Origin of the sequence: Vandammella animalimorsus (assembly GCF_002285285.1) — a bacterium.
GTDB classification, from domain to species: domain Bacteria; phylum Pseudomonadota; class Gammaproteobacteria; order Burkholderiales; family Burkholderiaceae_C; genus Lampropedia; species Lampropedia animalimorsus.
The window spans coordinates 228,317-254,792 of record NZ_NSJF01000004.1 but is presented as its reverse complement, the minus strand read 5'-3'; the positions used below and the strand labels follow the sequence as shown (position 1 = coordinate 254,792).

The window sequence follows — 26,476 nt, the reverse complement described above, 5'->3', positions numbered from 1 at the left end:
CACGTGAACATGTTCAAAAACAAAGCCGTCGTCATCACTGGTGCAGCACAAGGAATTGGGCTGGCCGTAGCCCGGCGGTTCGCGCAAGAAGGCGCGCACCTTGCGCTTCTGGATGTGGACGCTACGCGCTTGCGTGCCGCCTGCGAGGCCCTACGCCAGCAAGGTGCGCGCGTCCATGCGTACGAGGCAGATGTCAGCAATGCACAGGCACTGCGGGACGTCGCTTCCCAGGCTGAACAAGAGTTGGGGCCGTGCGATGTGCTGGTCAGCAACGCTGGCGTCTTGTTGCGTGGCCCACTCGATGGGCCTGATGCGCTGACGCAATGGCGTCGCACCCTGGCTGTGAATTTGGATGGCTGCTTTTATGCCGCCCATGCCTGGGCGCCCCAGTTACGCCGTACTCAGGGCTGCATCGTCAACATGGCATCTATCCATGCTTTCGTGGCAGTGCGCAATTCGGCCGCTTACACCGCATCCAAAGGTGGTCTGAAACAACTGACCCAAGCCTTGGCACTGGAGCTGGGGCCGAGCAAGGTGCGCGTCAACGCCGTAGCCCCTGGCTTGACCGCCACCGACATGACCCAGGGCACACGTCAAGCGCCCACTGCGCTGGCGACTTATTTGAGCCGCGTTCCTCTGGGCTGTGCCATACCACCTGAAGCCGTAGCCCACGCTGTGCGCTTCTTGGCATCGCCTGAGGCCGCATGCATCACGGGCATCACCTTGCCAGTCGACGGCGGCTATTGCGCCACGTGAAGCGACCAAAGCGAAAGACACACGCCCGTCACCATCTAAGCTTTCATCACGCACCAAAACCAACAAGGAGACAGCCATGCACACACGTCGCCGCCTGCTGGCCGCCAGCGCCGCTGCCGCTTTTTTGCCGCTCACGCCTTTAGCCTGGGCGCAAAAGCTCAAGACCGTCAAAGTGGTAGTGGGTTTTGCACCAGGCGGCACCACTGATTTGGTTGGCCGCCGTATTGCCGAGCGCATGGGCGGTGACTTTGCCGAAACGGCCATTGTGGATAACCGCTCCGGTGCCAGCGGGCAAATTGCCTGTGTCAACGTCAAAAATGCGCCTCCGGATGGGCAGACCCTGTTATGCACACCCTATTCGTGCATGGTCATCTTCCCCTTTGTCTATAAGAAACTGGGATATGACCCCGTGGCCGATTTCAGCCCTGTAGGAATTGCCGCTACCACTACGCAAGCTATGGCAGTGGGGCCATTGGTGCCCCAGAGTGTTAAAACCGTTGCGGATTATTTGGCTTGGGTACGCGCCAATCCGCAACACAACAGCTACGGCTCGCCTGCAGCCGGTTCCACATCACACTTTCTGGGCGCCTTGCTGGGGCTGGAAAACAATCTGCCCCTGGTGCAGTTGCCCTATCGTGGTGCAGTGCCTGGCATTGCGGATGTCGTGGCAGGGCAAATCCCCGTCATGTTCACCACCACTGGTGATTTGCTGCCCAACTACAAGGCAGGCAAGCTGCGTTTGCTGGCCACCTCTGGCACACAGCGCAGCGTATTCGCGCCTGAGGTCCCCACGTTTGCCGAGCAAGGGTTTCCCACATTGGTCAGCGAAGAGTGGTTTGGCTTTTACGCCCCGGCCAATACCCCCGCGCGTTTGATCCAGTCCGCAAATCAGGCATTGCGTCAAGCGTTGCAAAGTGCCAGCGTTGTGGAGTCACTGGCTGGCATGGGCTTGTTGCCTACGCCCTCATCCCCAGAGGAAATGGCGCAGTCCCAACGCTCTCAAAGTGAACGTTGGGGGCCGCTGGTCAAAAAAATCGGTTTTACCGCCGACTCCTGATGGCATGTTGAGATTTCTGGGCGTGCTTCGCATCGGGCTGTCTATGGCCCGAACCAATCAAGGCTCGCAAATAGGCGTCATGGCAGAACCTCTGTGCGAAGCCGCCTCACCCACTATGGCAGTACAGCACGGGCAGCGGCGTTGCATGGCGGATTGATGGCGGTGGCGTCAGCGCGCCTCAGCCCAGATGCGGCCCCAGCTTGCCGGTGAGCTCGAACATGCCGATGCGGTCCTGGCCGAGCACGGCGCGCAGTTTGTCGTCGGCGACGATGGTGCGCTTGTCCTGCGGGTCTTGCAGGTTGTGGGCCTTGATGTAGTCCCAGAGTTTTTTCAGCGCCTCGGGGCGGGAGACGGGCTCGGGGCCGATGAGGGCGGCCAGGGCGGGGCTGGGGGGCTTGCCTGCGGCGGTTTTGCGCGGGGTTTTGGTGGCCGCTTTTTTCGCCGTGGTTTTTGCTGCAGCGGCCTTGGTCGCGGTTTTCGCGGCGGCTCTTAAGCCCGTTTTGGCCGCTGCGCCGCCGCCTTTGCCGCCTTCGCGCGGCTCGAAGGCGAAGCCGACTTTGCCGGCGGCCCCGTCCCACACCAGGCGGGCTTTGAAGGGGCGGCGCGTGCGGTTGGAGATGAATTTGTCCAGCACGTCGGTTTGGCCTTCATGCAGCAGCTTGCGCATTTGCTCGGGCTCGATGGGCTGTTGCAGGATGATCTTGCCGACTTTGAAGCGGCTGCTGGGCTTTGGGTTTTGCGCCGTGGGCACGGCCAGTTCGCTGACGTATTGGTTGCCCCATTCATAGACTTGGCCTGCGTCGGCGGGGGAGGGGCCCAGGGGCTGCTGGCCGCTGAAGTCGGCCAGTTCGCCGTCGGCTTCGTCCTGGGCGTCGTTGCCGAAGTCGAATTCCAGCTTGAGGGTGTTGCGCTCGGTGTCGGGCACCAGGGCCAGTTCGGCGGTGAAGGGCCAGCCCGCCTTGGAGCGAAAGCCCTCCAGCGGGCCGATGCGGCGCTCGCGCAGCAGTTGCTCGGCTTCGGCCAGCTCGAAGGTGCGCCCGCCGGGCGATTTGCCAAAGGAGAAGCCGCAGCCTTCGCCCTGCCCACCTGCGCCGGTGCAGGCGAAGCGGCGGTAGTTTTCCTTGACCACGCCGCCGCAGTGTGGGCAGGGCGCGCTGAGGGTGGCGTAGTCGCCGGGGATGGTGTCGCGGTCGTATTCCTTGGCTTTTTTGACGATGCGCTCGGTCATGGCGGCGATGTCGGCCATGAATTGGGCGCGCGAGAGTTCGCCTTTTTCGATCTGGCTGAGCTTGTATTCCCAATCGCCGGTGAGTTCGGCGCGCGAGAGCTCCTGCACTTGCAGGCCGCGCAGCAGGGTCATGAGCTGGAAGGCTTTGGCGGTGGGGATGAGCTCGCGCCCTTCGCGCAGCATGTATTTCTCGGTCAGCAGCCCTTCGATGATGGCCGCGCGCGTGGCGGGCGTGCCCAGGCCTTTTTCCTGCATGGCGGCGCGCAGTTCTTCGTCCTCGACTTGCTTGCCCGCGCTTTCCATGGCCGAGAGCAGCGTGGCTTCGCTGTAGCGCGCGGGGGGCTTGGTTTTGAGGGCTTTGATGTCGGCTTCGTCGGCGCGCACGGTCTCGCCCGGTTGCACGGGCACGAGGGATTTGCTCTCGCCGCCTTTGCCTTCGTCCTTGCCGTCTTTTTTGCCTTCTGCGCCCAGCTCGCTGTCGGCCTCTTTACCGTAGATGGCCAGCCAGCCGGGGTTGACCAGCACGCGGCCTTCGGATTTGAAGTGCTGCGCCGGCTCGGGCAGCGCGGGGGTAGCGACAGTGCTGATGCGGGTGGTCACCAGGTATTCGGCGCTGGGGTAGAACACGGCCATGAAGCGGCGCGCCACCAGATCGTAGATTTTCTGCTCGGCTTCGGACAGGCCCGAGGGCGGCTGCGTGGTGGGGATGATGGCGAAGTGGTCGCTGACCTTGCTGTCGTCAAAAATGCGGCGGCTGGGCTTGACGTAGCCCTGCTCCAGCGCGTGCGCGGCGTGCGGCGCCAGGTGCGAGAGGCGACTGCCCGCCAGCGCCTGGAAGGTGTCGCGCGCCACGTTCAGGTAGTCCTGCGGCAGGTAGCGCGAGTCGGTACGCGGGTAGGTCAGCGCCTTGTGGCGCTCGTACAGGGCCTGGGCCAGCGCCAGCGTGGTCTTGGCCGAGAAGCCGAACTTGCCGTTGGCCTCGCGTTGCAGGCTGGTGAGGTCAAACAGCAGCGGGCTGGCCTGGGTGGTGGGCTTGCTTTGCTCCTGCACCGTGGCGTTTTGGCCGCGCACGGCATCGGCGATGGCGCGTGCGCGGGCTTCGTCCCACAGGCGGTCGGCGCGGGCGTGCTCGTCGGCGCTTTTCTTGAATTGCGGGTCGAACCATTTGCCCAGGTAGTGCCCGGCCTGGGCGGCGAAGTCGCCGTGGATTTCCCAATAGTCGCGGCTGATGAATTTGCGGATTTGCTCCTCGCGCTCGACCACCAGCGACAGCGTGGGCGTTTGCACCCGGCCCACGGTGGTGAGGAAGAAGCCGCCATCGCGCGAGTTGAAGGCCGTCATGGCGCGCGTGCCGTTGATGCCCACCAGCCAGTCGGCCTCGGAGCGGCTGCGCGCCGCATCGGCCAGGCCGCGCATTTGCGCGTCGCTGCGCAGGTTCTGAAAGCCCTCGCGGATGGCCTGCGGTGTCATCGATTGCAGCCACAGGCGCTGCACCGGCTTGCCCAGGCTTTGGCGCTGCCCGCCCTTGACGGGGCCGGCGTATTGCTCGATGAGGCGAAAGATCAGCTCGCCCTCGCGGCCCGCGTCGCAGGCGTTGATCAGCTCGCTCACGTCGGCGCGCTTGGCCAGGCGGGTGACGGCGTTCAGGCGCGCCTTGGTCTTTTCCACCGGCTTGAGGTCAAAGTGCGGCGGAATCACCGGCAGGTGGGCAAAGCTCCATTTGCCGCGCTTGACGTCGTACTCCTCGGGCGCCTGGATTTCCACCAGATGGCCCACGGCGCTGGTGACGATGTAGCGATCGTTCTCGAAATAGTCCTCGTGCTTGGCAAAAGCGCCCGCCACCGGGGTGAGGGCGCGCACGATGTCTTGGGCGACGGAAGGTTTCTCGGCAATGACCAGGGATTTGGACATTTGGTCTCTTGTGATCGGTGGGCAGGCGGCAAGGGGCTGGCGGGCGACGGCGCACACGGCGCTCAGGTGCGGCGCCAATGGCGGCATAGAGCTAGGGCTTGGCGGGGCAGGGCCTGTGCCTTGGCTGGCACCAGCCCAGCCCCTCTACAATCGCGCGTCGGAGTCGGCGGGCAATGGCTGCGGCGCAGCGCCCATGGCGGGCAGCCAAGCCGGCAATGCTGCTGCATCGCCCGATCTTTTTTATACGGTAACAGAGTTTTTACGCACCATGGCCCAATCCGCGCCAGGCCCAGCGCCCCATGCACCACAGGCCCGCGCGCCGCGCCGCGCCCGTGCTGGCGCCGCAGCCGCTGCCAGTGCCGAGGCGGCCGCTGACGCGCCCCGCCACAGCGGGCGCAAAACTCAGGTGCGCCGCTCGGGCATTCATGGCAAGGGCGTGTACGCGCTGCGCGATCTGGAGCCGGGCGAGCGCATCCTTGAATACAAAGGCGAGCGCATCAGCTGGCGCGAAGCCCAGCGCCGCCATGCGCGCAAGGATGGCGACCCTTGCCACACTTTTTACTTCCAGACCGAGCAAGGCCCGGTCATCGACGGCGGCGTGCAGGGCAACTCGGCGCGCTGGATCAACCACTCCTGCGAGCCCAACTGCGAGACCGAGGAGGACGAGCAGGGCCGGGTGTTCATCGTCGCCATCGTGCCCATCGAGGCCGGGCAGGAACTGTTCTACGACTACGCGCTGGAGATCGACGAGCCGCTCACGGCCGAGCTGAAGAAAGACTACGCCTGCCTGTGCGGCAGCGCCCAGTGCCGGGGCACGCTGCTCAAGACGCGCCGCGCGCGCGCCAAGGCCAAACCGCAGCCGAAGCGCCAGCGCCGCAGCACGGAGGGGCGCGCATGAGCCAGAGCAGTACCGCCGCATTGCGCGACTGGGACGCCCGCAGCTTGGCCCATGCCCGCAACGTGGCCCAGGCCGCTTGGCCGGGTCTGCAGCTGCAGTGGTTGCCCAGCATCGATTCCACCAACTCCGAATTGATGCGCCGCGCTGCGCAAGGCCAACACACGCCTTGCGTGCTGGTGGCCGGGCAGCAAACTGCTGGGCGCGGTCGCATGGGCAAGCGCTGGCACACCCCGCAGGATGGGGCGCAGGCCGGCGCTGCGCTGACCTTCAGCCTGGGCCTGCCGTTGGCGCCGCGCGATTGGTCGGGCCTGTCGCTGGCCGTGGGCATTGCCGTGGTCTCGGCCTTGAGCGATTGGGCGCGCCAAAACGGCGCGCTGCCAGCGCCACAACTGCGCCTGGGCTTGAAGTGGCCCAACGACGTCTGGCTGCTCGATGCCGCTGGCCAGGGTAGCAAGATGGCAGGCATTCTGATTGAAACCGCCGCCCAGGCTGGCGGCGCTGCGCCTGGCGCGACGACTGTTCCTGGCGCGCGCTACGCCGTGATCGGCATCGGCCTGAATCTGCAGGCGCCGCCTGTGCCTGAGGCCGCCGTGCCCCCCGTGGGCGTGGCGCAATGGCTGCCTGGGCTGGGCCCGATTGCGCATGGCCCGGCGCTGCTGTGCCAGCTGCTGCCGGCGCTGCTGGCGGCGGTGCAGCAATTCCACCAGCAGGGCTTTGGCGCTTTCTGGCAGGCCTTTGCCGCCTGGGACTTGCTGGCCGGGCGGCAGGTGGCGCTCAGCGATGGCCGCAGCGGCACTTGCTTGGGTGTGAGCGCCACCGGCGAACTGCTGCTCGATTGCCAGGGCCAGGTGCTCGAAGTGGGCAGCGGCGAAGTCAGCGTGCGCCCCGTGCCGGCACAGGCTCAAGGCCTGTCTGTGCCCCCCGTTTCCAATCCCACTGACACCCCGGCCCGGCCCTGTGCTGGCCGCTGAGACCATGTTGCGCGCATTGATCGTTTTTTTGCTTGTGGCCAACCTGACCTACTTTGGCTGGGCGCAACTCCATCGGTCCAAGCCTGTGGCAGAGGATGGCGTCGCCGGGCCCGCCGCCACAGTCCGGGCCGATGCGGTGGCGTTGCTGCAGGCGCCGCCGCCGAAGAAGCCTGCCGTTGCACCTCAACCAGCGCCGGCCCTGACCGTGGCCCAGGCTGAGCCGCAGCCCGCCGCTGCCGAGCCTGCAGCGCAGGCAGATGCTCCTGTGCAAACCCCTGAGCCGCCCGCCGAGCCCGCCCAGGAAAAGCCGCCAGAAAAACCACCAGAGCGGCCTCAGGACAAACCAGCCGAGCCCCCGCCGCCCAAGCAATGCATGGCGCTGGGGCCGTTCAGCAGTGAGCAGCTTGAACCCGTGCGCGGCGTGCTGGCGCGCTGGCCGCAAAGTTATTGGCGGCTGACGCAAAGCACGCAAAGCGGGCGCTGGATGGTGTTCTGGGGCGGCGTCAATGATGAGCTGGTGCTCAGCGCGCGCCGCAGTGAGCTGCAGAACAAGGGCGTCTCTTATGAGCGACTGCGCAGCACCTCTGCTGGGCCTGGCTTCTCGCTGGGGCGTTTTTCCACCGAGGGCGCCGCCGAGCAGCAAAAGCGCAATCTGGAGCAGCGCGGCATCGGCGGCACGCAGGTGCTGGTCGAGCGCCAGCCGGCCACGGTCTACACCATCGAGTTCCCGGACTACAACGCCATCCGCGAAGTTGTGCGCCGCGACATGGGGCGTCACATGGGCGGTCGCAGCCTGCAGCCCTGCTGATGGCCGGCGCAGCGGCCGCAGCTGATGACGCAGACGAAAAAAACGGCTGGTGGAGTCACATCCACCAGCCGTTGGCATATGGGCAATTGTGGGCCGATTGCGCTGCCGGGCGACGGGCCGCCGCGAGCGCTGGGCCTTATTTGTGGCCTTGGCCAGCGGCAGGGCTGAGGCCATAGACCGTGATGGCATGGTCGTGGATGGTCCAGCCGCGTTCGGCGGCGATTTTCTTCAGACGCTTTTCGATCTCGGCATCGTAGAACTCTTCCACCTTGCCGGTGGCGGTGCAGACCATGTGGTCGTGCGGCTGGCCTTCATTGAGCTCATAGACGGCCTTGCCACTCTCGAAATTGCGGCGATCGAGAATGCCGGCCTGCTCGAACTGGGTCAGCACGCGGTACACCGTGGCCAGGCCAATGTCCGAGCGTTCGTCCAGCAAGACCCGATATACATCCTCAGCGGTCATGTGACGCTCTTTGGCCTTTTGAAAGATCTCCAAAATCTTCAGGCGTGGCAGGGTGGCCTTGAGGCCTGTGCTTTTGAGTTCTTCGATGTTGTTGGTCATGGTTTGTCCATCCTCAAGAGGGCAGCGGTTGTTGAGCCCGGGTTTGCGAAGCGGTTTTTTCGAGGCAAAAGCCGCAGATGCAAGGCGAAAATGTGCGCAAGGTCGTATGCCTTGCAAGGCATTTTCAACGCAGCGGTTGCTGCAGTTTTGACCGAAAACACCGCCGCAACACTAATCTCAACAACCCCTGGGCAAGGTCTTTATGAATCCACAGACACATACGGCGCTGCGATTCGTGCAGAGCCTTTCCAGGCGGCCCAATCTGGCTGCATGCACTGCCGCTATACAATGCGCCGATCATAACTTTTTATCGCGGCGATGACCCGAGCAATGTACCAAAGTCCCCCCCTCCCGCTGCCGCTGCGCGCCCTGCTGCTGGGTGTGCTGATGGCCGTGGCATTGGGCGGCTGCGGCAGCATCAACCGCACCAGCCACCGCATGGTGGAGGCGATCACACCCTACCGCATCGAGGTGGTTCAGGGCAACTTCGTCTCACGCGAGCAGGTGCAGGCGCTGCGCCCGGGCATGTCGCGCGAGCAGGTGCGCGACATTCTGGGCTCGCCATTGCTGGCCAGTGTGTTCCACGCCGACCGCTGGGATTACGTGTTCAGCATCAAGCGCCGTGGCCTGGCGTTTGAGGAAAAAAAGCTGACGGTGTTCTTCAGCGGTTTTGTGCTCGAGCGCGTCGAGGGCGATGAGATGCCCAGCGAGAACGAGTTTGTTGCCATGCTGGCCCAGGGCAACCGCAAGCCGCGCGTGCCCAAGCTGGAGGCAACGCCCGAGCAACTCGAACGCTATGCCCCCAAGCGCCCGGCAGCCGCTGGGCAGGCCGATGCGGCGCAAAGCGCCGACGATGGAGCACAAGGCGCTGGCGATGCGAAGCCGCAACCCCGGCCGCGCGGCAGCTACCCAGCCTTGGAGCAATAAATACAGAGCAGGGGCCACAGGCGCCGCTGACCCTGGCCTGCCTTTGGCAGGCCGCTTTCATTCCTCTTTGCTGTCCCGACTTTTCAATGTCTGCTGAACAAGCTCTTCACATTGCCGTTGCCGGCGCCGGTGGGCGCATGGGCCAGATGCTGATTGATGCCATCGTGCGCGATGGGCGGCACCGCCTCAGCGGCGCATTCGATCGCCCGGGCAGCGCTGGCATCGGCCAAGATGCAGGCGCGTTTGCAGGCCATGCCACCGGCGTGCGCATCACCGACAGCGTGGCCGAGGGCCTGCAGGGCGCTGATGTGCTGATCGATTTCACCCGTCCAGAGGGCACGCTGGCGCACCTGGCCGAATGCGATGCCCGTGGCGTCAAAACGGTGATCGGCACCACGGGCTTCGATGCGGCGCAGAAGGCCCAGCTGGCGCAGTACGCCAGCCGCCATGCGATGGTGTTCTCGCCCAACATGAGCGTGGGCGTGAACGTGACCTTCAAGCTGCTGGAGATGGCCGCCAGGGCGCTGGCCACGGGCTACGACATCGAGATCATTGAGGCGCACCACCGCCACAAGGTCGATGCTCCCAGCGGCACGGCGCTGAAGATGGGCGAGGTCGTGGCCCAGGCGCTGGGGCGTGAGCTGGCCGATTGCGCCGTCTATGCGCGCGAGGGCCACACCGGCGAGCGCGATCCGTCCAGCATCGGCTTTGCCACGGTGCGCGGCGGCGACATCGTGGGCGAGCACACGGTGCTGTTTGCCGGCACGGGCGAGCGCATCGAGATCAGCCACCGCGCCACCAGCCGCGCCGGCTATGCACAGGGTAGCCTGCGGGCGGCCGAGTTCCTGGCCACCCGACAGACGGGCCTGTTCGACATGTTCGACGTGCTGGGCTTGCGCTGAGCGCAGGCGATCAGCGCAGATCATCAGACGCGCTGCGGCGCTGCATCCAGCAGGGCCTGCGCCATTTCCGCAAAGCCGGCGCCGCGCTCGCGCTCGGCCACGTACTGCGGCAAATGCTTGAGCAGCGGGGCAAAGCGGGCGATGTTGGCCACGCCCACGGAGTGCTTGAAGTGCTCGAACATGCGCTCATCATTGGTGGAGTCGCCCACGTAGACCCATTGATCGAGTTCGTCTTGCAGGCTGCGCTGCAGCAGCGTGTGCACGATCCAGTTGGCCCCTTGCCACTTGTTGTGCTCGCCATACCAGCCATTGATGTGGATGGAGCTGACCGTGGCCTGCATGCCAGCCTGGCGCATGCAGGCCACGACTTGGGCGATTTCGGCCGCATCAAGCTGGTGATGCTCGCTGTGGTCGATGGCAATGTCGCACTCGCGCCCGGCTGAGTCGCTGGCCAGCCGCGCGCGCGGCACCTGCTGCAGGATGTGCTGGGCCACGGCCTGCATCTTCTGGTAGTTGGCCTCGCGCTGTGCCTGCGGCTGCTGGTACAGGCGCGCGGGCGGGGCATCGCCGGCCTGACGCACGAAGGCCATGGCGCCGTTCTCGGCCACGATGGCATCCACTGGCCAGTGCGCCGCGTAAGGCTCGCACCAGCCGGCGGGCCGGCCGGTGATCGCGATGAGGCGGTAGCCGTGGGCGTGCAGCGCATGCAGGGCCTGCAGCGCGGCGGGCACGATGTGGCCATCGGCGGTGAGCGTGTCGTCGATGTCGGTCATGACGCCGCGAATGCCGTGGCGCGCCGGTTGCGGCCAATCGGCCAGCGGGCGCATGGCGGCTGCGCCAGCCGTTGTTGGGTCGCCTTGCATCACGCTTGCCATGGGAAGATCTTGCCGGGGTTGAGGATGTTCTTCGGATCCAGCGCCTGCTTGATGCTGCGCATCACGGCCACGGCGCCGGCGCCAGTCTCCTCGCTCAGAAAGTCCATCTTGTGGATGCCAATGCCGTGCTCGCCGGTGCAGGTGCCGTCCATGGACAGGGCGCGCGCCACCAGCTTGTGGTTCAGGGCTTCGCCACGGGCGCGCTCCTCGGGGTCGTTGGGGTCGATCAGGTAGCCGAAGTGGAAGTTGCCATCGCCCACGTGGCCGACCAGGAAGTAGCGCATGCCCGACTCCTGGGCCTCTTGCACGGAGGCCAGCAGGCAATCGGCCAGGCGGCTGATGGGCACGCAGGCATCGGTGGTGATGACGCGACAGCCAGGGCGCGACTGCACGCCTGCGAAATAGGCGTTGTGCCGCGCAGTCCACAGCCGGGTGCGTTCTTCGGGCGTGTTGGCCCATTCGAAGGCCTGGCCGCCATATTCCTGAGCGATCTCCTGCACCGTCTGCGCCTGCTCCTGCACGCTGCCGGGCGAGCCGTGGAACTCCATCAACAGCATGGGCTCTTCGCGCAATGTCAGCTTGCTGTGCTGGTTGACCAGGGCCACGGTGGGGCCGTCGAGCAGCTCCACGCGCGCGATCGGCACGCCCAGCTGGATGGTGCTGATGACGGTGCGCACGGCCTGCTCGATGCCCGGGAAGGAGCAGATGGCGGCGGAAACCGCCTCGGGCAGTGGGTAGAGCTTGAGCGTGACCTCGGTGAAGATGCCCAGCGTGCCTTCGCTGCCGACGAACAGCCGCGTGAGGTCGTATCCGGCGCTGGACTTCTTGGCGCGCGTGCCGGTGCGGATGATCTCGCCGTTGGCCAGCACCACCTCCAGCGCCAGCACGTTTTCGCGCAGCGTGCCGTAGCGCACCGCATTCGTGCCCGAGGCGCGCGTGGCGGCCATGCCGCCGATGCTGGCATCGGCGCCTGGGTCGATCGGGAAGAACAGCCCGGTGTGCTTGATGGCCTCGTTGAGCTGCTTGCGTGTGATGCCCGGCTGCACGGTGACGGTCAGGTCCTCGGCATCGATCGAGACGATCTGGTTCATGCGGCTGACGTCGATGCTGATGCCGCCTTGTATGGCCAGCAAATGGCCTTCCAGCGAAGAGCCTGCGCCATAGGCGATCACGGGCGTGTCGTGCGCATGGGCCAGACGCACGGCATCGGCCACGTCCTGGCGGCTTTGTGCGAACACCACCGCATCGGGCGGCGGCGCCTGGATCGAGCCTTCGTCACGGCCGTGCTGTTCGCGCACGGCGCTGGCCGTGCTCAATTGCTCGCCAAAGCGCTGGCGCAGGGCATCGAGCAAAGCGGCGCTGGCATTGCGCGCGGCCGGGGTGTCGTGATGGGGTGTCAGGTTGCTGTTCATGGGCGTAGGGGCATGCGCTGGCGGGGGAACGTCGTCTTGTGGACAGTGCGGCCGCTCTGGGTCGCGAGGGCGCGATGGTAAATCAGCCTTCGCCCGTTGCCAGGGCGATGATGGCATTTGGTGGGACAATGGCGCGCCGCTTGGGACGCCTGTGGGAACTTTCGCTGCGCGGTCTGATTCACAGGCATCGCTGATTGATGCATCCCCATGCCGCCCTACCAAGGGCGGTCGATCCCACCCCCGTTTTGATTTGTCCATTGAATGAGGAGCCACAAGGTGTCCATGAATCGCCGTGATTTTTCCCTGACCACCGCACTGCTGGGCACAGCCGGCGCGCTGGGCAGCCTGCCTGCCTGGGCGCAGCAGGCCAAGACGCCGCCCCAGGAGGGCAAGGACTACGTGAAGCTGGGCACGCCGGTGAATCTGGACACCCCCCCGGGCAAGGTGGAAGTGCTGGAGTTCTTCTGGTATTCCTGCCCGCACTGCTTCACCTTCGAGCCCATGTTCGCCAACTGGGTCAAGGCCCAGCCCGAGCACGTATTGGTGCGCCGCGTACCCATTGCCTTCCAGCAAAACGGCAACTTCGTGCCGCAGCAAAAGCTGTTCTACGCCCTGGAGGGCATGAAGCTGCTGGACAAGCTGCATGTGGCGGTGTTTGGCGCCATCCAGAACGAACGCCGCCGCCTGACTTCCGATGAGGCCGTGTTTGAATGGGTCAAAGCGCAATCGGGCGTCGATCTGGAGGAGTTCAAGAAGCTCTACGGCTCCTTCTCGGTGGCCAGCGCCGTGCGCCGCGCCACGCAGCTGCAAAACGACTTTGGCGTGCAAGGTGTGCCCTCGCTGGGCGTGGCTGGCAAGTACTACACCGATGGCACCATGTCCAGCAGCCTGCCGCGCGCGCTGGAAGTGGTCGACTATCTGGTTGAGCAGGAGCGCAAGCAGATGGGCTGATGCCCGACAAAAAAGCGGCTGCCGAATCTGGCCGCCGCCAATGCCAAGAGCCTGTGCGCAATCGCCTTCATGGAGATCGCGCACAGGCTCTTGGTGCTTCGTGGCCCTGAGGGTTTGTCTTTTGATGGAAGTCCTCGCGCCGCGCTGATCTGACTGAGCATCGGATGGGCGGCGGCGATTGCTATTCACGAGAACTTTGCGGGCTGGCTCTGAGCAGCGCGGCGACCTTGGCCTTGGGCTTGATGTTGGCTGAGCGGCGATGGCCGCCAGCGGGCTTGGCGCTGGGCTCCCAGGCTGGGCGCGCATCGCCTTCGGGCGGCAGATAGGGCGTGTCGAACAGCGGATCCTGCGGCGCGGCGGGCCTGCGGGGCGGGCGATCCTCGCGGGCTTCGCGCGCGCTGCGGCGCTCCAGCGCTTCGTCGCGGCGGTTGCGCCGTTCGCTGCGCTCCATGCCGCGCGGCAGCGGCAGCGGCTCGGCGCTGATTTTCTTGCCGATGAGCTTGCCGATCTCGGCCAGCTGGCGATCCTGCTCGGGCGTGACCAGCGTCATGGCCAGGCCCGAGGCGCCGCCGCGGCCCGTGCGGCCGATGCGGTGCACGTAGTCCTCGGCGTGGAAGGGCACGTCGAAGTTGAACACCGCCGGCACGTTCTTGATGTCCAGCCCGCGTGCGGCCACGTCGGTGCAGACCAGCAGATCGACCTCGCCAGCCTTGAAGGCGTCCAGCGCCTTGAGGCGCTCGTCCTGGCTTTTGTCGCCGTGCAGGGCGGCGGTGCGCACGCCGTCTCGCTCCAGTGCGCGCGCCAGGCGGGCGCAGCCCAGGCGGCTGTTGACGAACACGAAGGCCTGCTGCTTGCCGTTCTCACGGAACAGGTGCAGCAGTGCGCGGCGTTTGTCGGCTTCGGCCAGGTGGAAGAATTGCTGTTCGATGCTCGAAGCCGTGGCATTGGGGCGCGCGACCTCAATCAGCACCGGGTTGTGCAGGTAGCTCTCGGCCAGGCGTTTGATTTCTGGTGAGAAAGTGGCCGAGAAGAGCAAGGTGGTGCGCTTGGCCGGCAGGTGCGAGAGGATGCGCTGCAGATCGGGCAGAAAGCCGATGTCCAGCATGCGGTCGGCCTCGTCGAGCACCACGTACTCGACCTGGCCCAGCGAGACCGAGCGCGCCTCCAGATGGTCCAGCAAGCGCCCGGGGGTGGCCACGAGGATTTCCACGCCTTTTTTCAGCTCGGCCACCTGGGGCTTCATGTCCATGCCGCCAAAGACCACGGCGCTGCGCAGCTGGGTGTGCTGGGCAAACTGGGCGATCTGGCTGGCCACCTGATCGGCCAGCTCGCGCGTGGGCAGCAGCACCAGCGCGCGGGTCGGGTGGCGCGCGGGCGAGGCCGAGCTGTTCTCATGCCGCAGCATGCGCTGCAGCAGCGGCAGCGAGAAGGCGGCGGTTTTGCCGGTGCCGGTCTGCGCCGCGCCCATGACATCCTGGCCAGCCAGCACCACGGGGATGGCCTGCTCCTGGATCGGCGTCATGTCCTGGTAGCCCATTTGCGCGATGGCGCGCTGAATCGGCTCGGCCAGCATCAGGGTGGAAAAAGGTTTGCTCATGGGTGCAGTGTCAGAGCGCGGTGGCAGGCCGCGCCGGAATCGAAACGGCCAATTATCGGCCAACTGCCTGCCAGGGCAGGTCTGCGCGAATCCAGAGGCCTTTGCAGCAGCCTTTCAGAGATCCATCCGTGGGCTTATCCCATGGCCCAGCGTGCGCTGGTGGCGTGTGCGTGCCTGCCCCAGCCAGGGGGATCTCACTGCCAGCGCCCGTGCAGGTCCAGCAACTCGTGCCTGGCCAGCACATGCCCCGCTTGTGCGGCCTGCTTGAGCAACTCCATGGCCTGCGGTATGTTCACGCGCACGCCACTGTGGCCATTGATCAGGCGCTGTGCCTGCAGATAGTGCATTTCCACACGGGCATCGGCATCGGTGGCTGCGGCCTGCTCCAGCTCGGCCAGCAGGGCGTCGGCCTCCTCATTGCGGCCCAGCCGGTACAGCGCACGGGCATATAGGCTGCGGGCCATGCCAATGTCCAGCTGCGCGGCCTTGGCCAATGTCTGCAGGTATTTTTCGCCATCCTGGCCCTTGTTGGGCTGCTGGTAGCTGCTGGCCAGGGCCAGCAAAGCCTGGGGCAGGCCCAGGTCGATGGCCTGCTGGTAATGCTGGCGGGACTGGGTCAGGTGCTCCTGGGCTTGCGGCTTGTCCTGCACCTCAAGGAATTGGTGGCTGTGCCAGCGGCCCTGCAGCACATGGGCCAGCGCCGGGGCCTTGGCCTGCAGGGCCTGGTGGTGCTCCTGCAGGGCAGGCCATGGCACTGGCTGCAGCTCGTGGAGCTGCATGAGCGCCAGTCCGTAGTGCCCGGCCAGATAGCCCGCATCGGCGGCGCGGCGGTATTGCTGGCGCGCGCCGCTGGCCAGGGCCTTGAGCTGCCATGCCTTGGCCATGTCACGGCGCGATGCGCCCTGGCCTTTGTGGTTGAACAGGTTTTGCAGCTCGTACTCCTGCAATTGCAGGAAGTAGGCGTTGCCCAGCTGGTAGGCATAGCGCGCCTGCTTCGGGTGCTTTTCGATGGCCTTGAGGCAGGCGGCGATCGTGTCCTGCAGTGCCCGGCCGGCTGTGAACGTCCGGGGCTTGACCTCGGGCGGGCGCTGCGGGTCCAGTGGCGAGGCCACGGTGTCGCACAGCTGCTCCGGGCTGGCCGGGCTGGTCGGGCTCTGGGCCAGGGCCCAGCTGGCAGCGCCCAGCAATGCCCCTGTGGCCAATGCTCGGGTCAATACCTGGGGCCATGCCCTGGTCAGCGTGTGTTGCAGACCAGGCGCTGGGTGAAGAGGGGAATGCGGCATGTGGAAGCTCCTTTGTGCTGGCCCAAGCCAGGTCGGCAGCGGCCCAAGGCCGCAGATGCCGGGGCATTATCGCCATGGCGTGTGCGATGCGCTGCGCGCGGGCAAGGTCTTGGCAAGGGCTGCGCGCATCAAAGCGTTCGCTTTTCGTTGAAGACAACGCCCCTATTGCGGCAGGAAACCGAAAACCGGAAAGGGTATTCGCAATTTGGAAGAATCGCGCCCAGGTAAATCCCAACGGCGGCCATGCGACTGCCATTCAATGATTCAGGAGAAACAATGACCTTGACGATGAAAAAGCTCGGCTCCGTGCTGGCAGCCTTTTTTCTCGCCCTGCTGATGCTGGTGCATGCCGATGCCGAAGCGCGCCGCATGGGCGGCGGCAGCTCCATCGGGCGCCAATCCAGCAATGTGACGCAGCGCCAGGCCACCACGCCGCCAGCGGCGCAGCGTGGCGCTGCAGCCAATGCCCAGGCGCGTCCGCGCAGCCCCATGATGGGCTTGCTTGGCGGTCTGGCCGCTGGCCTGGGTCTGGCCTGGCTGGCCAGCGCCCTGGGCCTGGGTGAGGAATTCGGCACGGTGCTGATGTTGCTGCTGCTGGGCCTGCTGGCCATGGCTGTGATCGGCGCCATCATGCGCTCGCGCAACCGCCCAGCCATGCAGGGCGCGGCCGCCGGCGGCAACCCGTTTGCCGGCATGGCTGGCAATGCCAGCCAGCGCAGCGCCCAGCCTTACAACCCGCGCAACGTCGGCAACGACGCCTCGGCCCGCCCGTTTGAGCAAGGCGGCTCGATGATCGGCTCGGCGCTGGCCGGCTCGCAGACCTGGGGCATTCCGCAAGGTTTTGACACCGAGGGCTTTCTGAGCGCGGCCAAGCGCAATTTCGTCAGCCTGCAAAAGGCCTGGGACGACAGCGACCTGCTGGCGCTGCGCGCCATGATGACCGACGAGATGCTGGCCGAGATCCGCCAGCAACTGGCCGAGCGCGATGCCAACAGCGGTGGCAAGCCCAACCACACCGAGGTCATCACCCTCGACGCCCAGCTGCTGGGCATTGAAGAGCTGGACGATGTCTACATGGCCAGCGTCGAGTTCTCCGGCATGATCCGCGAGGATGCGGCCGCAGGCCCGAATCCGTTCCGTGAGGTCTGGAACATGACCAAGCCCAAGAACGGCGGCTCAGGCTGGCTGGTCGCTGGCCTGCAGGCTCTGCAATAAGGCACCGACTGGCAGCTGCCAGCTCAAATAAGAACGAAGAACGCGGCCATGGGCAAAACCCATGGCCGCGTTTTTTTTGCCCACCGGGCGCAAAGTGCATAACACGCTCTAGTGCAGGCGCGTGGCCTGCGCCTGTGCTTGCTCGTCCGCGCCGAACAGATGCTGCCACAGCGCCAGGCTGGCCTGCTGCATGGCCTGGGCCTGCGGCAGCGGCATGTGGCCGTGTTCTTCGTTGAGACGGGCTATGTGCTGGCTGCGCCGCATGGTGCGGTAGGCATCGGCTGCGGCCTGGCCCATGGGGGCGGGCAGCAGGCCTTGCTCCTGGGCAATTTGCAGCAGGGCGATGTTGCCGGCATTGCGCACCAGCTCGGGGTGCTGGCCGGAATGCGCCAGCACCAGGTACTGGGTGGCGAATTCGATGTCGATCATGCCGCCGGGGCTGTGCTTGAGGTCGAAGCAGTCGTTGGCGATGGGGTGGGCCTGGCGCATTTTCTCGCGCATGGCCAGGATTTGCGCGCGCAGCGCGGCGTGCTCGCGCGGGGCCTGGATGACGGCGCGGCGCACTTCGTCAAAGCGCGCGCGCAGCGCGGGCGAGCCGAGCACGAAGCGCGCGCGCGTCATGGCCTGGTGCTCCCAGGTCCAGGCGGTGTTGCTGCCGCGCTGTTGCTGGTAGTCGGCATAGGCCTGGAAGCTGGTGACCAGCAGGCCGGAGTTGCCGTTGGGGCGCAGCGCGGTGTCGATGGCGTAGAGGTCGCCTTCGGCGGTCTTGCTGCTGAGCCAGGCGATGAGCTTGCGCACCAGGTTGGCGTAGACCAGCGGGGCGTCCTCGTGCTCGTCGTCGTAGACGAAGACGATGTCCAGGTCGCTGCCGTAGCCCAGCTCTTTGCCGCCGAGCTTGCCGTAGCCGATGATGGCAAATTGCGGCGTGTCGCGGTGCTTTTTGCGCAGCCGCTGCCAGCACCAGTCGGTGGTGACTTGCAAGATGGTGTCGGCCAGCGCGCTGAGATCGTCGGCCACGGCCTCGACCGAGATGCGCTGCTCCACGTCGCGCGCCAGCGTTCGGAAGGTTTCGGCGTGCATGCCACGGCGCAGCACGTCCATCAGGGCCTCGTCGTCGTCCTCGCCGGTGCTGCGCAGCGCATCGTGGCGCCATTGCAGCTCCTTGGCGAAGTAGTCTGCGTCGAAGCGTTCGCTGAGCATGGTGCCGCTGGCCAGCTCATCGACCACGCCAGGGTGGCGCAGCATGTAGCGCAATGGCCATTTGGTCGAGCCCAGCAGCTGCAGCAGGCGGTTGTGGATGCCGGGGCATTCCATCAGCAGCGCAAAGTAGCTGTCGCGCCCGAGCAGCGACTCCATCCAGTCGCAAAAGCGCAGCGCCGCATCCTGCGTGATGGCGCCGCTGGCCAATTGTTCGCCGGTGGTGTGCAGCAGTGCCAGCACCCGGGTCATGGAGCCATGGCGCAGTGCCTCAAAGCGCGGCAGCTCTGGCCAGGATGCGAGGTGCTCTGCCATGGCTGGGGGCAGCTGGCGCAGCAGCTGGGGCCAGGAGCTGGGCGCGGCGCTGGCCTGGCTGCCGTGCGGTGGCGGCTGGTCGTTGGCGGCATCGGGGGCGGGCTTGGCCTGCGCGTTGCCCGCAGGGCCGAGCCGCCGGCGCGACTTTTTGTTCGTGCCCAGAAGCGCCTCGAACTCCTGCGCCACGCACTCGCGGTGCGCGGCCAGCGCTTGCAGGTAGCTGTCGCTGCCCTCAAAGCCCATGCTGTGGGCAATCCATTGCAGATCCACCGCATCGGTGGGCAGCACATGGGTCTGCTGATCGTCCAGGTACTGGATGCGGTGCTCGCTCTGGCGCAGGAAGACGTAGGCATCGTGCAGCCGCTGGGCTGTCTGTGGCGCCATCAGCTCGGCGCGGCTGAGGCGATGCAATGCCTCCAGCGTAGGGCGGCAGCGCAGCTCGGGGAAGCTGCCGCCGCGCACCACTTGCAGCAGCTGTACGGTGAATTCGATCTCGCGGATGCCGCCGCGCGCGATCTTGACATCATTGGCGCGCTCGGGGCGGCCTGCGCAGCGCGCATTGGCATGTTCGCGGATCTGGCAATGCAGCTCGCGCAAGGCATCGAACACCGGGTAGTCCAGGTAGCGGCGGAACACGAACGGCAGCACCGCCTCGCGCAGCTTGCGCACGTTGGGCGAGCGCACAGCCGCCGCAGGCGCGACGACGCGGCTTTTGAGCCAGGCAAAGCGCTCCCATTCGCGGCCGTGGGTCAGGAAGTACTGGTGCAGCGCAGGCAGCGAGCTCACCGGCGGGCCGGACTTGCCGTGCGGGCGCAGCGCCAGATCCATGCGAAAAACCAGGCCGTGCTCGGTGGTCTCGCCCACCAGGGTTTGCAGCTGGCGCGCCAGCCGGCTGAAGTACTCGTGGTTGCTGATGACGCCGCGCCCGGCTGCGTCGCCGCTGGTCTCGCCATCGCGCTCGTACACGTAGATCAGGTCGATGTCGCTGGAGACGTTGAGCTCGCGCGCGCCCAGCTTGCCCATGCCCACGATCCAGAACTGCACTGCCTGGCCCTGCGCGTCCAGCGGCTGGCCGTGGCGCTGCTGCAGCTGCGCTTGGGCGTGGCCGAAGGCTTGGTCCAGCGCCAGCTCGGCCAGCTCCGTCATGGCCTGGGTGATCTCCTGCATCGGCGCGGCCTGCTCCACATCGCGCTCGACCAGCCGCAGCAGCACCAACTGGCGCAGGATGCGCAGCGCCGCGCCCAGCGGCTGAGTGTGCAGCAGCGCCTGCAGGGCCTGCTGCATGCCCGCACGCGTGACCTGGCCCGGCGGCAGGCAGGGCAGCTCCTGCGCGTAGCGGCGCCGGATGCGTTGCACGAAGCGCGAATGGCCTGCCCCGCCGGGCAGGCCTTGCCAGGCGGGGCTGCTGGGGTGGGGCGGCGGCGTGGTGCAGAGATTCATGGCGATCGTGCAGATGGGTGCGGAAGATGGCCCGTATTGTCGGCCAGCGCACCGACGCACTGGTGCACTGGCGCGCCCAGGACCTGGGCTGATAATCGCCCCCCATGAATCGTCCCCCCTTGGATGCGACCAGCCCCGGCGCGCCCGGCCCGGCCCAACGGGGCGGGCGTAGGCTCTGGCGCCAGGGCTTGCGCTGGCTGCGGTGGGCCTTGCTGGGGCTGTTATTGAGCCTGACGTTGACATTGGCCTTGCTGCACTGGTGGCTGCTGCCGCGCATCGACCAATGGCGCCCGGCGCTGGAGCGCTACGCCAGCCAGGCCACCGGCCTGCAGCTGCAACTGGGCCGCTTGCAGGCCCAGACCGCCGGGCTGCTGCCCAGCCTGGTGGCGTGGGATGTGCAGGCCCGCGCGCGCGACGGCCGCATGGCGTTGCATGTGCCCCAGGCCAGGGTGGAGCTGTCCTGGCAGATGCTGTGGCGTCAGAGTGTGGCGGCGCTGGTGCTGCACCGCCCGACGCTGTACCTGAGCGCGGCCGCCAGCCCGGCCAGCGCGGCGGCCCCGGCGCTGGCCCCCGATGACGCCGCCCCGGCGGCGCAGCCGGTGTCTGGCTCCACCACCGAAGCAGCCGGGGCGGCCGTATGGCGTTGGCTGCAGCGCCAGCCCGAATTGCGCGTGGAGCAGGGCAGCCTGATCTGGCAGCAGCAACCCGCAGGCCAGGTTGGCCCGGCCCAGGCACTCTGGGCGCTGCACCACATCGACTGGCAGCTGCGTCACACGGCGCTGGGCAGGCACCAGCTGCAACTGTCGCTGGCCCCGCAGCCCGCAGAGCATGACGCTGCCGAAGATGCGCCCGCGGCGGCCGTGCGCATTGAGGGCCAGTGGCGTGGCAGCTGGGGCGGCGCACAGCCCGGCCTGCCCGATGGGCGCTGGCAGCTGCAATTGCAGGCCGTGCCGGTGCAGCAGTTGCAACCCATCTTGCAGACTGCCTTGCAGTGGGCCGAACAATGGGCCCAGCAAACGGGCCGGCCATGGCCGCAGGCCTGGGCGGCCCTGGCGCAGCCGCAGGCCGCCAGCGGTCAGGTCGATGCACAGCTGCAGTTGCGCTTGCGCCAGGGCCAGCTGGCGCGCGCCGATGCCAGCGTACAGCTTGGCCAGTGGCAGTTGCGCGATGCCGACGCGCCGGCCGCGCCGCCGTGGCTGCATTGGGAGCAGGCCCAGGCCAGCTTGACGCTGCTGCGCCAGGAAGGCGGACCGGGCATGCAATGGCATGTGACGCTGGAGCCCATGCAACTGGCGCGCGGCCGCTGGCAGTGGCGCAGCGGCCCCATGCAGCTGTCGCTGCAACTGGCGCCCGGGCAGCACTGGTCGGACTGGCGCAGCGCCCAGGGCCAGCTGCAATGGTCTGAAGTGGATCTGGCGCCGCTGGCGGCCCTGCTGCAGCCGCCGCAGCCCACAGCTGCGCGTACCGCGCCGGCCTGGCGGCAGCGCTGGCAGGCCATGCAGCATGCGCTGGCGCGCTGGCAGCCCGCAGGCCGGCTGCAAGAGCTGGAGCTGAGCTGGCAAGGCAACGCAGCGCAATCCACACCCCAACAGCAGTCCCAACAGCTATCCCCGCCAGCAGCGCCAGCCTGGCTGGCAAATGCGCCCCAGCACTGGCCCCGGCACTGGCAACTGCGCGCGCAATGGCAGCAGCTGCAGCTGGGCATGCAGGACGAGCGCCTGCCGGCCGCAGTGGCCGGCCTGAGCGGCACGCTGCAGGCCGATGCCCGGCAAGGCCAGGCCACCTTGAGCATGGCCTCGGGCGCTGTGCGCCTGCCCAGGCTGTTTGAGCCGCCCCACATCCCCATTGAGCAACTGCAGGCGCAGCTGCACTGGCAGCGCGACGCACAGGGCCTGTGGCAGCTGCAGCTGCAAGCGCCGCAGCTGGCCAATGCCCATGCCCGCGGCCAACTGCACCTGCACTGGCGCAACTCCACGGCGCAGGAGGTGGCACGGATGAAACCGCGCAAAGGCCGCCAGCCGGGGCCCTGGCCTGGGCATCTGGACCTGCGCGCCAGCCTCAGCCAGGCCGATGCCTCCGCCGTGTGGCGCTACCTGCCGCGCAGCATCCCGCAGCCCGTGCGCCACTACGTGCGCGAGGCCGTGCGTCAGGGCCGATCGCGCCAGGTGCAGTTCGAGGTGCGCGGCCCGCTGCACGAATTCCCCTTTGCGGCTGCCGCATCAAGGTCGGTCACCGCCGCCAGGGCCGACAGTGCGCTGTTTCGCATCCAGGCCGAGCTGGAAGACGTGGGTCTGCGCTACCTGCCCCACGCGCTGTTGCCGCCGGGCACGCTGCCGCTGGCCTGGCCGGATTTGCAGGCCCTGGCCGGCACGCTGGTGTTCGAAGGGCAGCAAATGCGACTGCAGGTGCGGCAAGGCCAGCTGCAGGCTGCGCCACAGGTGCGCCTGCTCGAAGGCCAGGCGCGCATCGACGACTTGACGCATGCCCATCTGCAGGTGCAGGCGCGGGCCCAAGGGCCGCTGCAGGCCCAGCTCAACGTGCTGGCCAGCACCCCGGCGGCGCGCATGACCGGCCATGTGCTGGACACGCTGCAAGGCGATGGCGCGGCGCGCCTGGAGCTGCAGCTGGACATCCCGCTGGAGGCCGCGGCCACGCGGGCCGGGGCGCAGCCCAGCGTGCAAGGCCGTGTGCACCTGCAGGGCAACCAGCTGCGCTGGTGGCCCCAGGTGCCGCAGCTGCAACAGGTGCAAGGCAGCGTGCAGTTTTCCCACCAGGGCTTTGCGGCACAGGATTTGCAGGCCCAGGCCTTGGGCGGGCCGCTGCGACTGACGCTGGCCTCACAGCCGCTGCAGCCCGGTCAGCCCTTTCGCACACGCATTGAGGCGCAAGGGCAGCTCAGCGCCGACGGCCTGCGCCAGTACGCCGCCCAGGCGCTGGGCCAGGGCGCCGCCCAGGCCTGGCTGGCGCCGCTGCACGGCCAGAGCAGCTACCAGTTGCAGGTGCAGACCGTGGGCGAGCGCGCCTACATTGACCTGTCCAGCGATCTGCAAGGCCTGGGCAGCCATTTGCCTGCGCCGCTGGACAAGCCCGCCGCCAGCGCCGAGCCGCTGCGCCTGTGGCATGCGCCAGCGGCCCAGGCGCAGGGCGAAGAAAGCCTGCAACTGCAATGGGGCCAGCGCCTGTACGCCCGCTACCGCCTGGCCGCCCCAGCCCATGTGGCCAGCGCAGCCAATGCCGCCAGCGCGCCAGCAGGCAGCAGCGCGTCCCAGCAGGCCAGCGGCCCAGCGGCCAAGGTCGCCAGCCCAGCCAGCGCCTGGCGCGTGCTGGGCGGCGAGGTGCTGATCGGCGCCTTCAGCGCCGATGAACGCCGTCTGGCGGCCTTCATCCCCAACAGCTTTGCGCCCGCACCCATCAGCCCGCGGGTGCGCGCCACCATTGCCTGGCCGCAGTGGAATGCCTCGGCCTGGCTGCCCTGGCTGCATGCGCTGGCGCAGCCGCAGGCCGCGCCTGCCAATGCGCCGCCGCCTGGCCTTGACGCCGTAGCCATGGCGCCATCCGCGCCATCTACGCCATCTACGCCATCTACGCCATCTACGCCATCTACGCCACCAGCCTGGCAGGCATTCGTGCCCGACGTTTGGTATGCCAAGCTGCCACGCCTGCAATTGGGGGCGGTGGGCTTTGACGCCGTGCAGGCGCAGATCTACCGCAGCGATGGCGAGCGCCGCCACTGGGTGGCCAGACTCAAGGCGCGCCAGGCCCAGGGCACGCTGGAATACCACCCGGACTACCTTGAAGGCACCGGCCTGTTGCGCGGCAAAGTGGCCTATCTGGAGCTGCCCGCCACGCTGGCCGAGCAACAGGGCGATGGCAAGCCCGCCACGCTGCAGGCCCCTCAGCCCACGCAGCCCAGCGGCGCAACGCCCAACTGGGCCGATGTGACGCACCTGCCGACCGTGGATTTGGAAATCGAACGCCTGTTGTTTGCCCGGCGCGATTGGGGCCGCGTAGCCCTGCAGGCTGTCAACCAAGTACAGGCCGGAGCGCCCAGTGAATGGCGCATCAACTACCTGACCATGACCACCCCCCAGGCGCGGCTGACCGCCAAGGGCAGCTGGCGCGATGCAACGCGCCAGGGCCAGCCCAGCGCCTTGCTCAGCGGCCGCAAGCAAATGGACATGCGCTTCACGCTGGAGATGTTCGACGCCGGCGGCCTGCTGGCGCGCCTGGGCATGCCTGGCGTGCTGCAGGGCGGACAGGGCCAGCTCGACGGCCGGCTCTCCTGGAGCGGCTCGCCGCTGAAACTGGATCTGCCCAGCCTGGGCGGCGCGCTGCACCTGCAGGTGCGTCGTGGGCAGTTCCTGCAGGCCAGCGCCGGCGCGGCGCGGCTGCTGGGCGTGCTCAGCCTGCAGGCCTTGCCGCGGCGCTTGAGTCTGGACTTCCGAGACGTGTTCAGCAGCGGCTTCGCTTTCGACTTCATACAGGGCGACGTGCGGCTGGAGGGCGGCCAGGCGCGCACCAACAACCTGCAGATGAAGGGCGTCAATGCCGGCGTGCTGCTCGAGGGCGTGGCCGACCTCGTGGCCGAAACGCAGGACATCCAGGTCGTGGTCGTGCCCGAGCTCGACGCCATGACCGCCTCGCTCGTGGCCACGGCCATCAACCCAGCCGTGGGCGCAGGCACCTTCCTGGCGCAGTTCTTCCTGAGCAAGCCGCTGGCCGAATCGGCTGCGCGGCAGTTTCACATCCACGGCACTTGGAGCGAGCCCCAGGTCCAACGCCTGGCCCGCCCGGCTGCTGCGGCGCAACCACAGCCGGAGTCGGGCGATGCGCCTTGAAAGCCTGCGCACAATCTCTACACGGCGGTCAAGAGGGCGGATTTGGGTGGTCTGCGGCGCGTTGCAAAGCCTCGCCATAGCAGGGGGCTGTGGCTGTGTTTTGCGCCTTGCAGCCCTCCCAAAGCGCTTCTTGCCCACTCGCGCCGAGATTGTGCACAGGCTCTGAGGCACAGGTGCTTGTTGTGCGGCTGGCGCGCCGTGCCGCGACCATGAAAAAACCCGCCAGACGGCTCTGGCGGGCTTTGGGGTGGCTGCAGGCCGATCAGCGGCGGTACTGCGGGTACGGCTGTGGTTGGTACTGCGGGTACTGCTGGGGCGGCTGCTGGTATTGCGGCTGTTGCGGGTAGGGCTGCGGCTGGTATTGCGGCTGCTGGTACTGCGGCGGCTGTGGCTGCTGGGGCTGGGCCTGGGCTGGCTCGCCGACGTAGATTTCCACGCGGCGGTTGCGCGAGCGGCCTTCGGCCGTGGCGTTGGTGGCCACTGGCTCGTGCGAGCCGCGGCCATCGATCTGGATGCGCTGGGCCGCCACGCCGCGCGCGATCAGGTATTGCCGGGTGCTTTCGGCGCGGTTGAACGACAGCGGGTTGTTGATGGCGTCGTTGCCGGTGCTGTCGGTGTGGCCGACGATGACGATGTCCGTGCCCGGGTTGTTCTGCAGGCTGAAGGCGAATTGGTCCAGCAGCGGGGCAAACTGCGGTTTGATCTCGGCGCGATTGGTGTCAAACGAGATGTCGCTGGGAATGTTGAGCTTGAGCCGGTTGTCCTGCGTCTGGGTGACGACCACGCCAGAGTCGGCCATGGCACGATCCATTTCGGCGCGCTGGCGCTCCATGCGTTGCGACCAGACATAGCCGCCCAGCCCCCCCAGCGTGGCGCCGATGGCTGCGCCGCGCCCATCGCCCGCAATGCCGCCGACGACGGCGCCCGCAGCGGTGCCGATGCCGACGCTGGTGGCGGTGTAGCGTTGGTTGTCGCTCATGTTGGCGCAGCCAGCCAGCAGCAGGCTAGCGGCTGCGGCGGCAGCCAGCAGGGGGCGGGTGGCGCGCAGTGCGGTGGTGGTTGGGGTCATGTTTTCCCTCCAGAGAAAGTGATGCGGATTGGCGTGTGGTTGGAACAGGTTCTTAGGTGCAGGGGCAACGGCCCGGGGATGGGCTTTGCCCATAAAGCCTTGTTGCCCAGCGCGGCACAAATTTTGGTTTGTGCCGAAATGGCCAGCAGGCTCTTATGGATAATCCGCCTGCTATTTGGTGGCGATCCCAGGCCATGGGCGCTGGGTATGCGCAGCATGCCGTGAACGCGCCAGTGTCGTCAACGGTTGTCAGAGTCTGTGCAA

Annotated in this window: 18 protein-coding genes; 10 read left to right on the top strand and 8 right to left on the bottom strand. The window is 67.1% G+C overall.

What is annotated here, in order from left to right; genetic code table 11:
• Positions 1-9: 9 nt before the first annotated feature.
• Positions 10-756, top strand: coding sequence for an SDR family NAD(P)-dependent oxidoreductase (locus CK620_RS09390; protein WP_095550072.1), 747 nt, complete (start codon positions 10-12; stop codon positions 754-756).
• 76 nt (positions 757-832) lie between these two features.
• The gene (locus CK620_RS09385; protein WP_095550071.1) at positions 833-1,813 is read left to right on the top strand and encodes a Bug family tripartite tricarboxylate transporter substrate binding protein; all 981 of its coding nucleotides are present in this window, start codon (positions 833-835) and stop codon (positions 1,811-1,813) included.
• Positions 1,814-1,991: 178 nt separating this feature from the next.
• Here the strand turns inward: CK620_RS09385 and CK620_RS09380 are convergent, their stop codons facing one another.
• Entirely contained in the window at positions 1,992-4,952 is a 2,961-nt protein-coding gene (locus CK620_RS09380; protein ID WP_095550070.1) for a DNA topoisomerase III, read from the bottom strand.
• Between the two features lie 268 nt (positions 4,953-5,220).
• Here CK620_RS09380 and CK620_RS09375 point away from each other — a divergent pair, with 268 nt between their 5' ends.
• Genes CK620_RS09375 through CK620_RS09365 form a run of 3 tightly spaced genes read left to right on the top strand, consistent with a single transcriptional unit; the run spans position 5,221 to position 7,629 of the window.
• Complete coding sequence (locus CK620_RS09375) at positions 5,221-5,850, top strand: SET domain-containing protein (RefSeq protein WP_095550069.1); 630 nt, start codon at positions 5,221-5,223, stop codon at positions 5,848-5,850.
• The gene (locus CK620_RS09370) at positions 5,847-6,821 is read left to right on the top strand and encodes a biotin--[acetyl-CoA-carboxylase] ligase (RefSeq protein WP_095550068.1); all 975 of its coding nucleotides are present in this window, start codon (positions 5,847-5,849) and stop codon (positions 6,819-6,821) included. The genes CK620_RS09375 and CK620_RS09370 overlap by 4 nt, the downstream gene beginning before the upstream one ends.
• A 4-nt stretch (positions 6,822-6,825) precedes the next feature.
• The gene (locus CK620_RS09365; RefSeq protein ID WP_143326033.1) at positions 6,826-7,629 is read left to right on the top strand and encodes a hypothetical protein; all 804 of its coding nucleotides are present in this window, start codon (positions 6,826-6,828) and stop codon (positions 7,627-7,629) included.
• A 136-nt stretch (positions 7,630-7,765) separates the two neighbouring features.
• Here the strand turns inward: CK620_RS09365 and fur are convergent, their stop codons facing one another.
• Positions 7,766-8,191 carry a ferric iron uptake transcriptional regulator gene (fur, locus tag CK620_RS09360; RefSeq protein ID WP_095540029.1) on the bottom strand — a complete coding sequence of 142 codons (426 nt, stop codon included), beginning with the start codon at positions 8,189-8,191 and terminating at the stop codon, positions 7,766-7,768.
• A gap of 330 nt (positions 8,192-8,521) precedes the next feature.
• Here fur and CK620_RS09355 point away from each other — a divergent pair, with 330 nt between their 5' ends.
• On the top strand, positions 8,522-9,118 hold the full coding sequence (locus tag CK620_RS09355; RefSeq protein WP_179290617.1) for an outer membrane protein assembly factor BamE: 597 nt from the start codon (positions 8,522-8,524) through the stop codon (positions 9,116-9,118).
• An 86-nt stretch (positions 9,119-9,204) separates the two neighbouring features.
• Positions 9,205-10,020 (top strand): 4-hydroxy-tetrahydrodipicolinate reductase, encoded by an 816-nt coding sequence (gene dapB / locus CK620_RS09350; RefSeq protein ID WP_095550066.1) that lies wholly within the window; start codon positions 9,205-9,207, stop codon positions 10,018-10,020.
• A 23-nt stretch (positions 10,021-10,043) separates the two neighbouring features.
• Here the strand turns inward: dapB and CK620_RS09345 are convergent, their stop codons facing one another.
• Together CK620_RS09345 and CK620_RS09340 are read right to left on the bottom strand one after the other, a co-directional pair.
• Positions 10,044-10,847, bottom strand: a complete 804-nt coding sequence (locus CK620_RS09345) for an HAD family hydrolase (RefSeq protein WP_095550133.1) — start codon at positions 10,845-10,847, stop codon at positions 10,044-10,046.
• 35 nt (positions 10,848-10,882) lie between these two features.
• Positions 10,883-12,307: an FAD-binding oxidoreductase gene (locus CK620_RS09340; protein ID WP_095550065.1), complete on the bottom strand. Its 1,425-nt coding sequence runs from the start codon at positions 12,305-12,307 to the stop codon at positions 10,883-10,885.
• Between the two features lie 282 nt (positions 12,308-12,589).
• Between CK620_RS09340 and CK620_RS09335 the strand changes: the two genes are divergently transcribed.
• Positions 12,590-13,258, top strand: coding sequence for a thiol:disulfide interchange protein DsbA/DsbL (locus tag CK620_RS09335; RefSeq protein WP_095542096.1), 669 nt, complete (start codon positions 12,590-12,592; stop codon positions 13,256-13,258).
• A 181-nt stretch (positions 13,259-13,439) separates the two neighbouring features.
• Here CK620_RS09335 and CK620_RS09330 read toward each other — a convergent pair whose 3' ends face one another.
• Both CK620_RS09330 and CK620_RS09325 read right to left on the bottom strand, forming a co-directional pair.
• On the bottom strand, positions 13,440-14,855 hold the full coding sequence (locus tag CK620_RS09330; protein WP_095550064.1) for a DEAD/DEAH box helicase: 1,416 nt from the start codon (positions 14,853-14,855) through the stop codon (positions 13,440-13,442).
• A 194-nt stretch (positions 14,856-15,049) separates the two neighbouring features.
• Positions 15,050-16,138 carry a tetratricopeptide repeat protein gene (locus tag CK620_RS09325; protein WP_143326031.1) on the bottom strand — a complete coding sequence of 363 codons (1,089 nt, stop codon included), beginning with the start codon at positions 16,136-16,138 and terminating at the stop codon, positions 15,050-15,052.
• A 288-nt stretch (positions 16,139-16,426) separates the two neighbouring features.
• On the opposite strand from CK620_RS09325, the gene CK620_RS09320 reads away from it, so the two are divergent.
• On the top strand, positions 16,427-17,353 hold the full coding sequence (locus CK620_RS09320; RefSeq protein WP_095542099.1) for a Tim44 domain-containing protein: 927 nt from the start codon (positions 16,427-16,429) through the stop codon (positions 17,351-17,353).
• 108 nt (positions 17,354-17,461) lie between these two features.
• On the opposite strand, the gene glnE is transcribed toward CK620_RS09320, so the two are convergent.
• On the bottom strand, positions 17,462-20,305 hold the full coding sequence (gene glnE / locus CK620_RS09315; protein WP_095550062.1) for a bifunctional [glutamate--ammonia ligase]-adenylyl-L-tyrosine phosphorylase/[glutamate--ammonia-ligase] adenylyltransferase: 2,844 nt from the start codon (positions 20,303-20,305) through the stop codon (positions 17,462-17,464).
• Positions 20,306-20,409: 104 nt separating this feature from the next.
• Between glnE and CK620_RS09310 the strand changes: the two genes are divergently transcribed.
• Positions 20,410-25,143, top strand: coding sequence for a YhdP family phospholipid transporter (locus CK620_RS09310; protein WP_095550061.1), 4,734 nt, complete (start codon positions 20,410-20,412; stop codon positions 25,141-25,143).
• A gap of 262 nt (positions 25,144-25,405) precedes the next feature.
• Here CK620_RS09310 and CK620_RS09305 read toward each other — a convergent pair whose 3' ends face one another.
• Positions 25,406-26,212: a YiaD family glycine zipper/OmpA-like lipoprotein gene (locus CK620_RS09305; protein WP_095550060.1), complete on the bottom strand. Its 807-nt coding sequence runs from the start codon at positions 26,210-26,212 to the stop codon at positions 25,406-25,408.
• Positions 26,213-26,476: the final 264 nt, after the last annotated feature.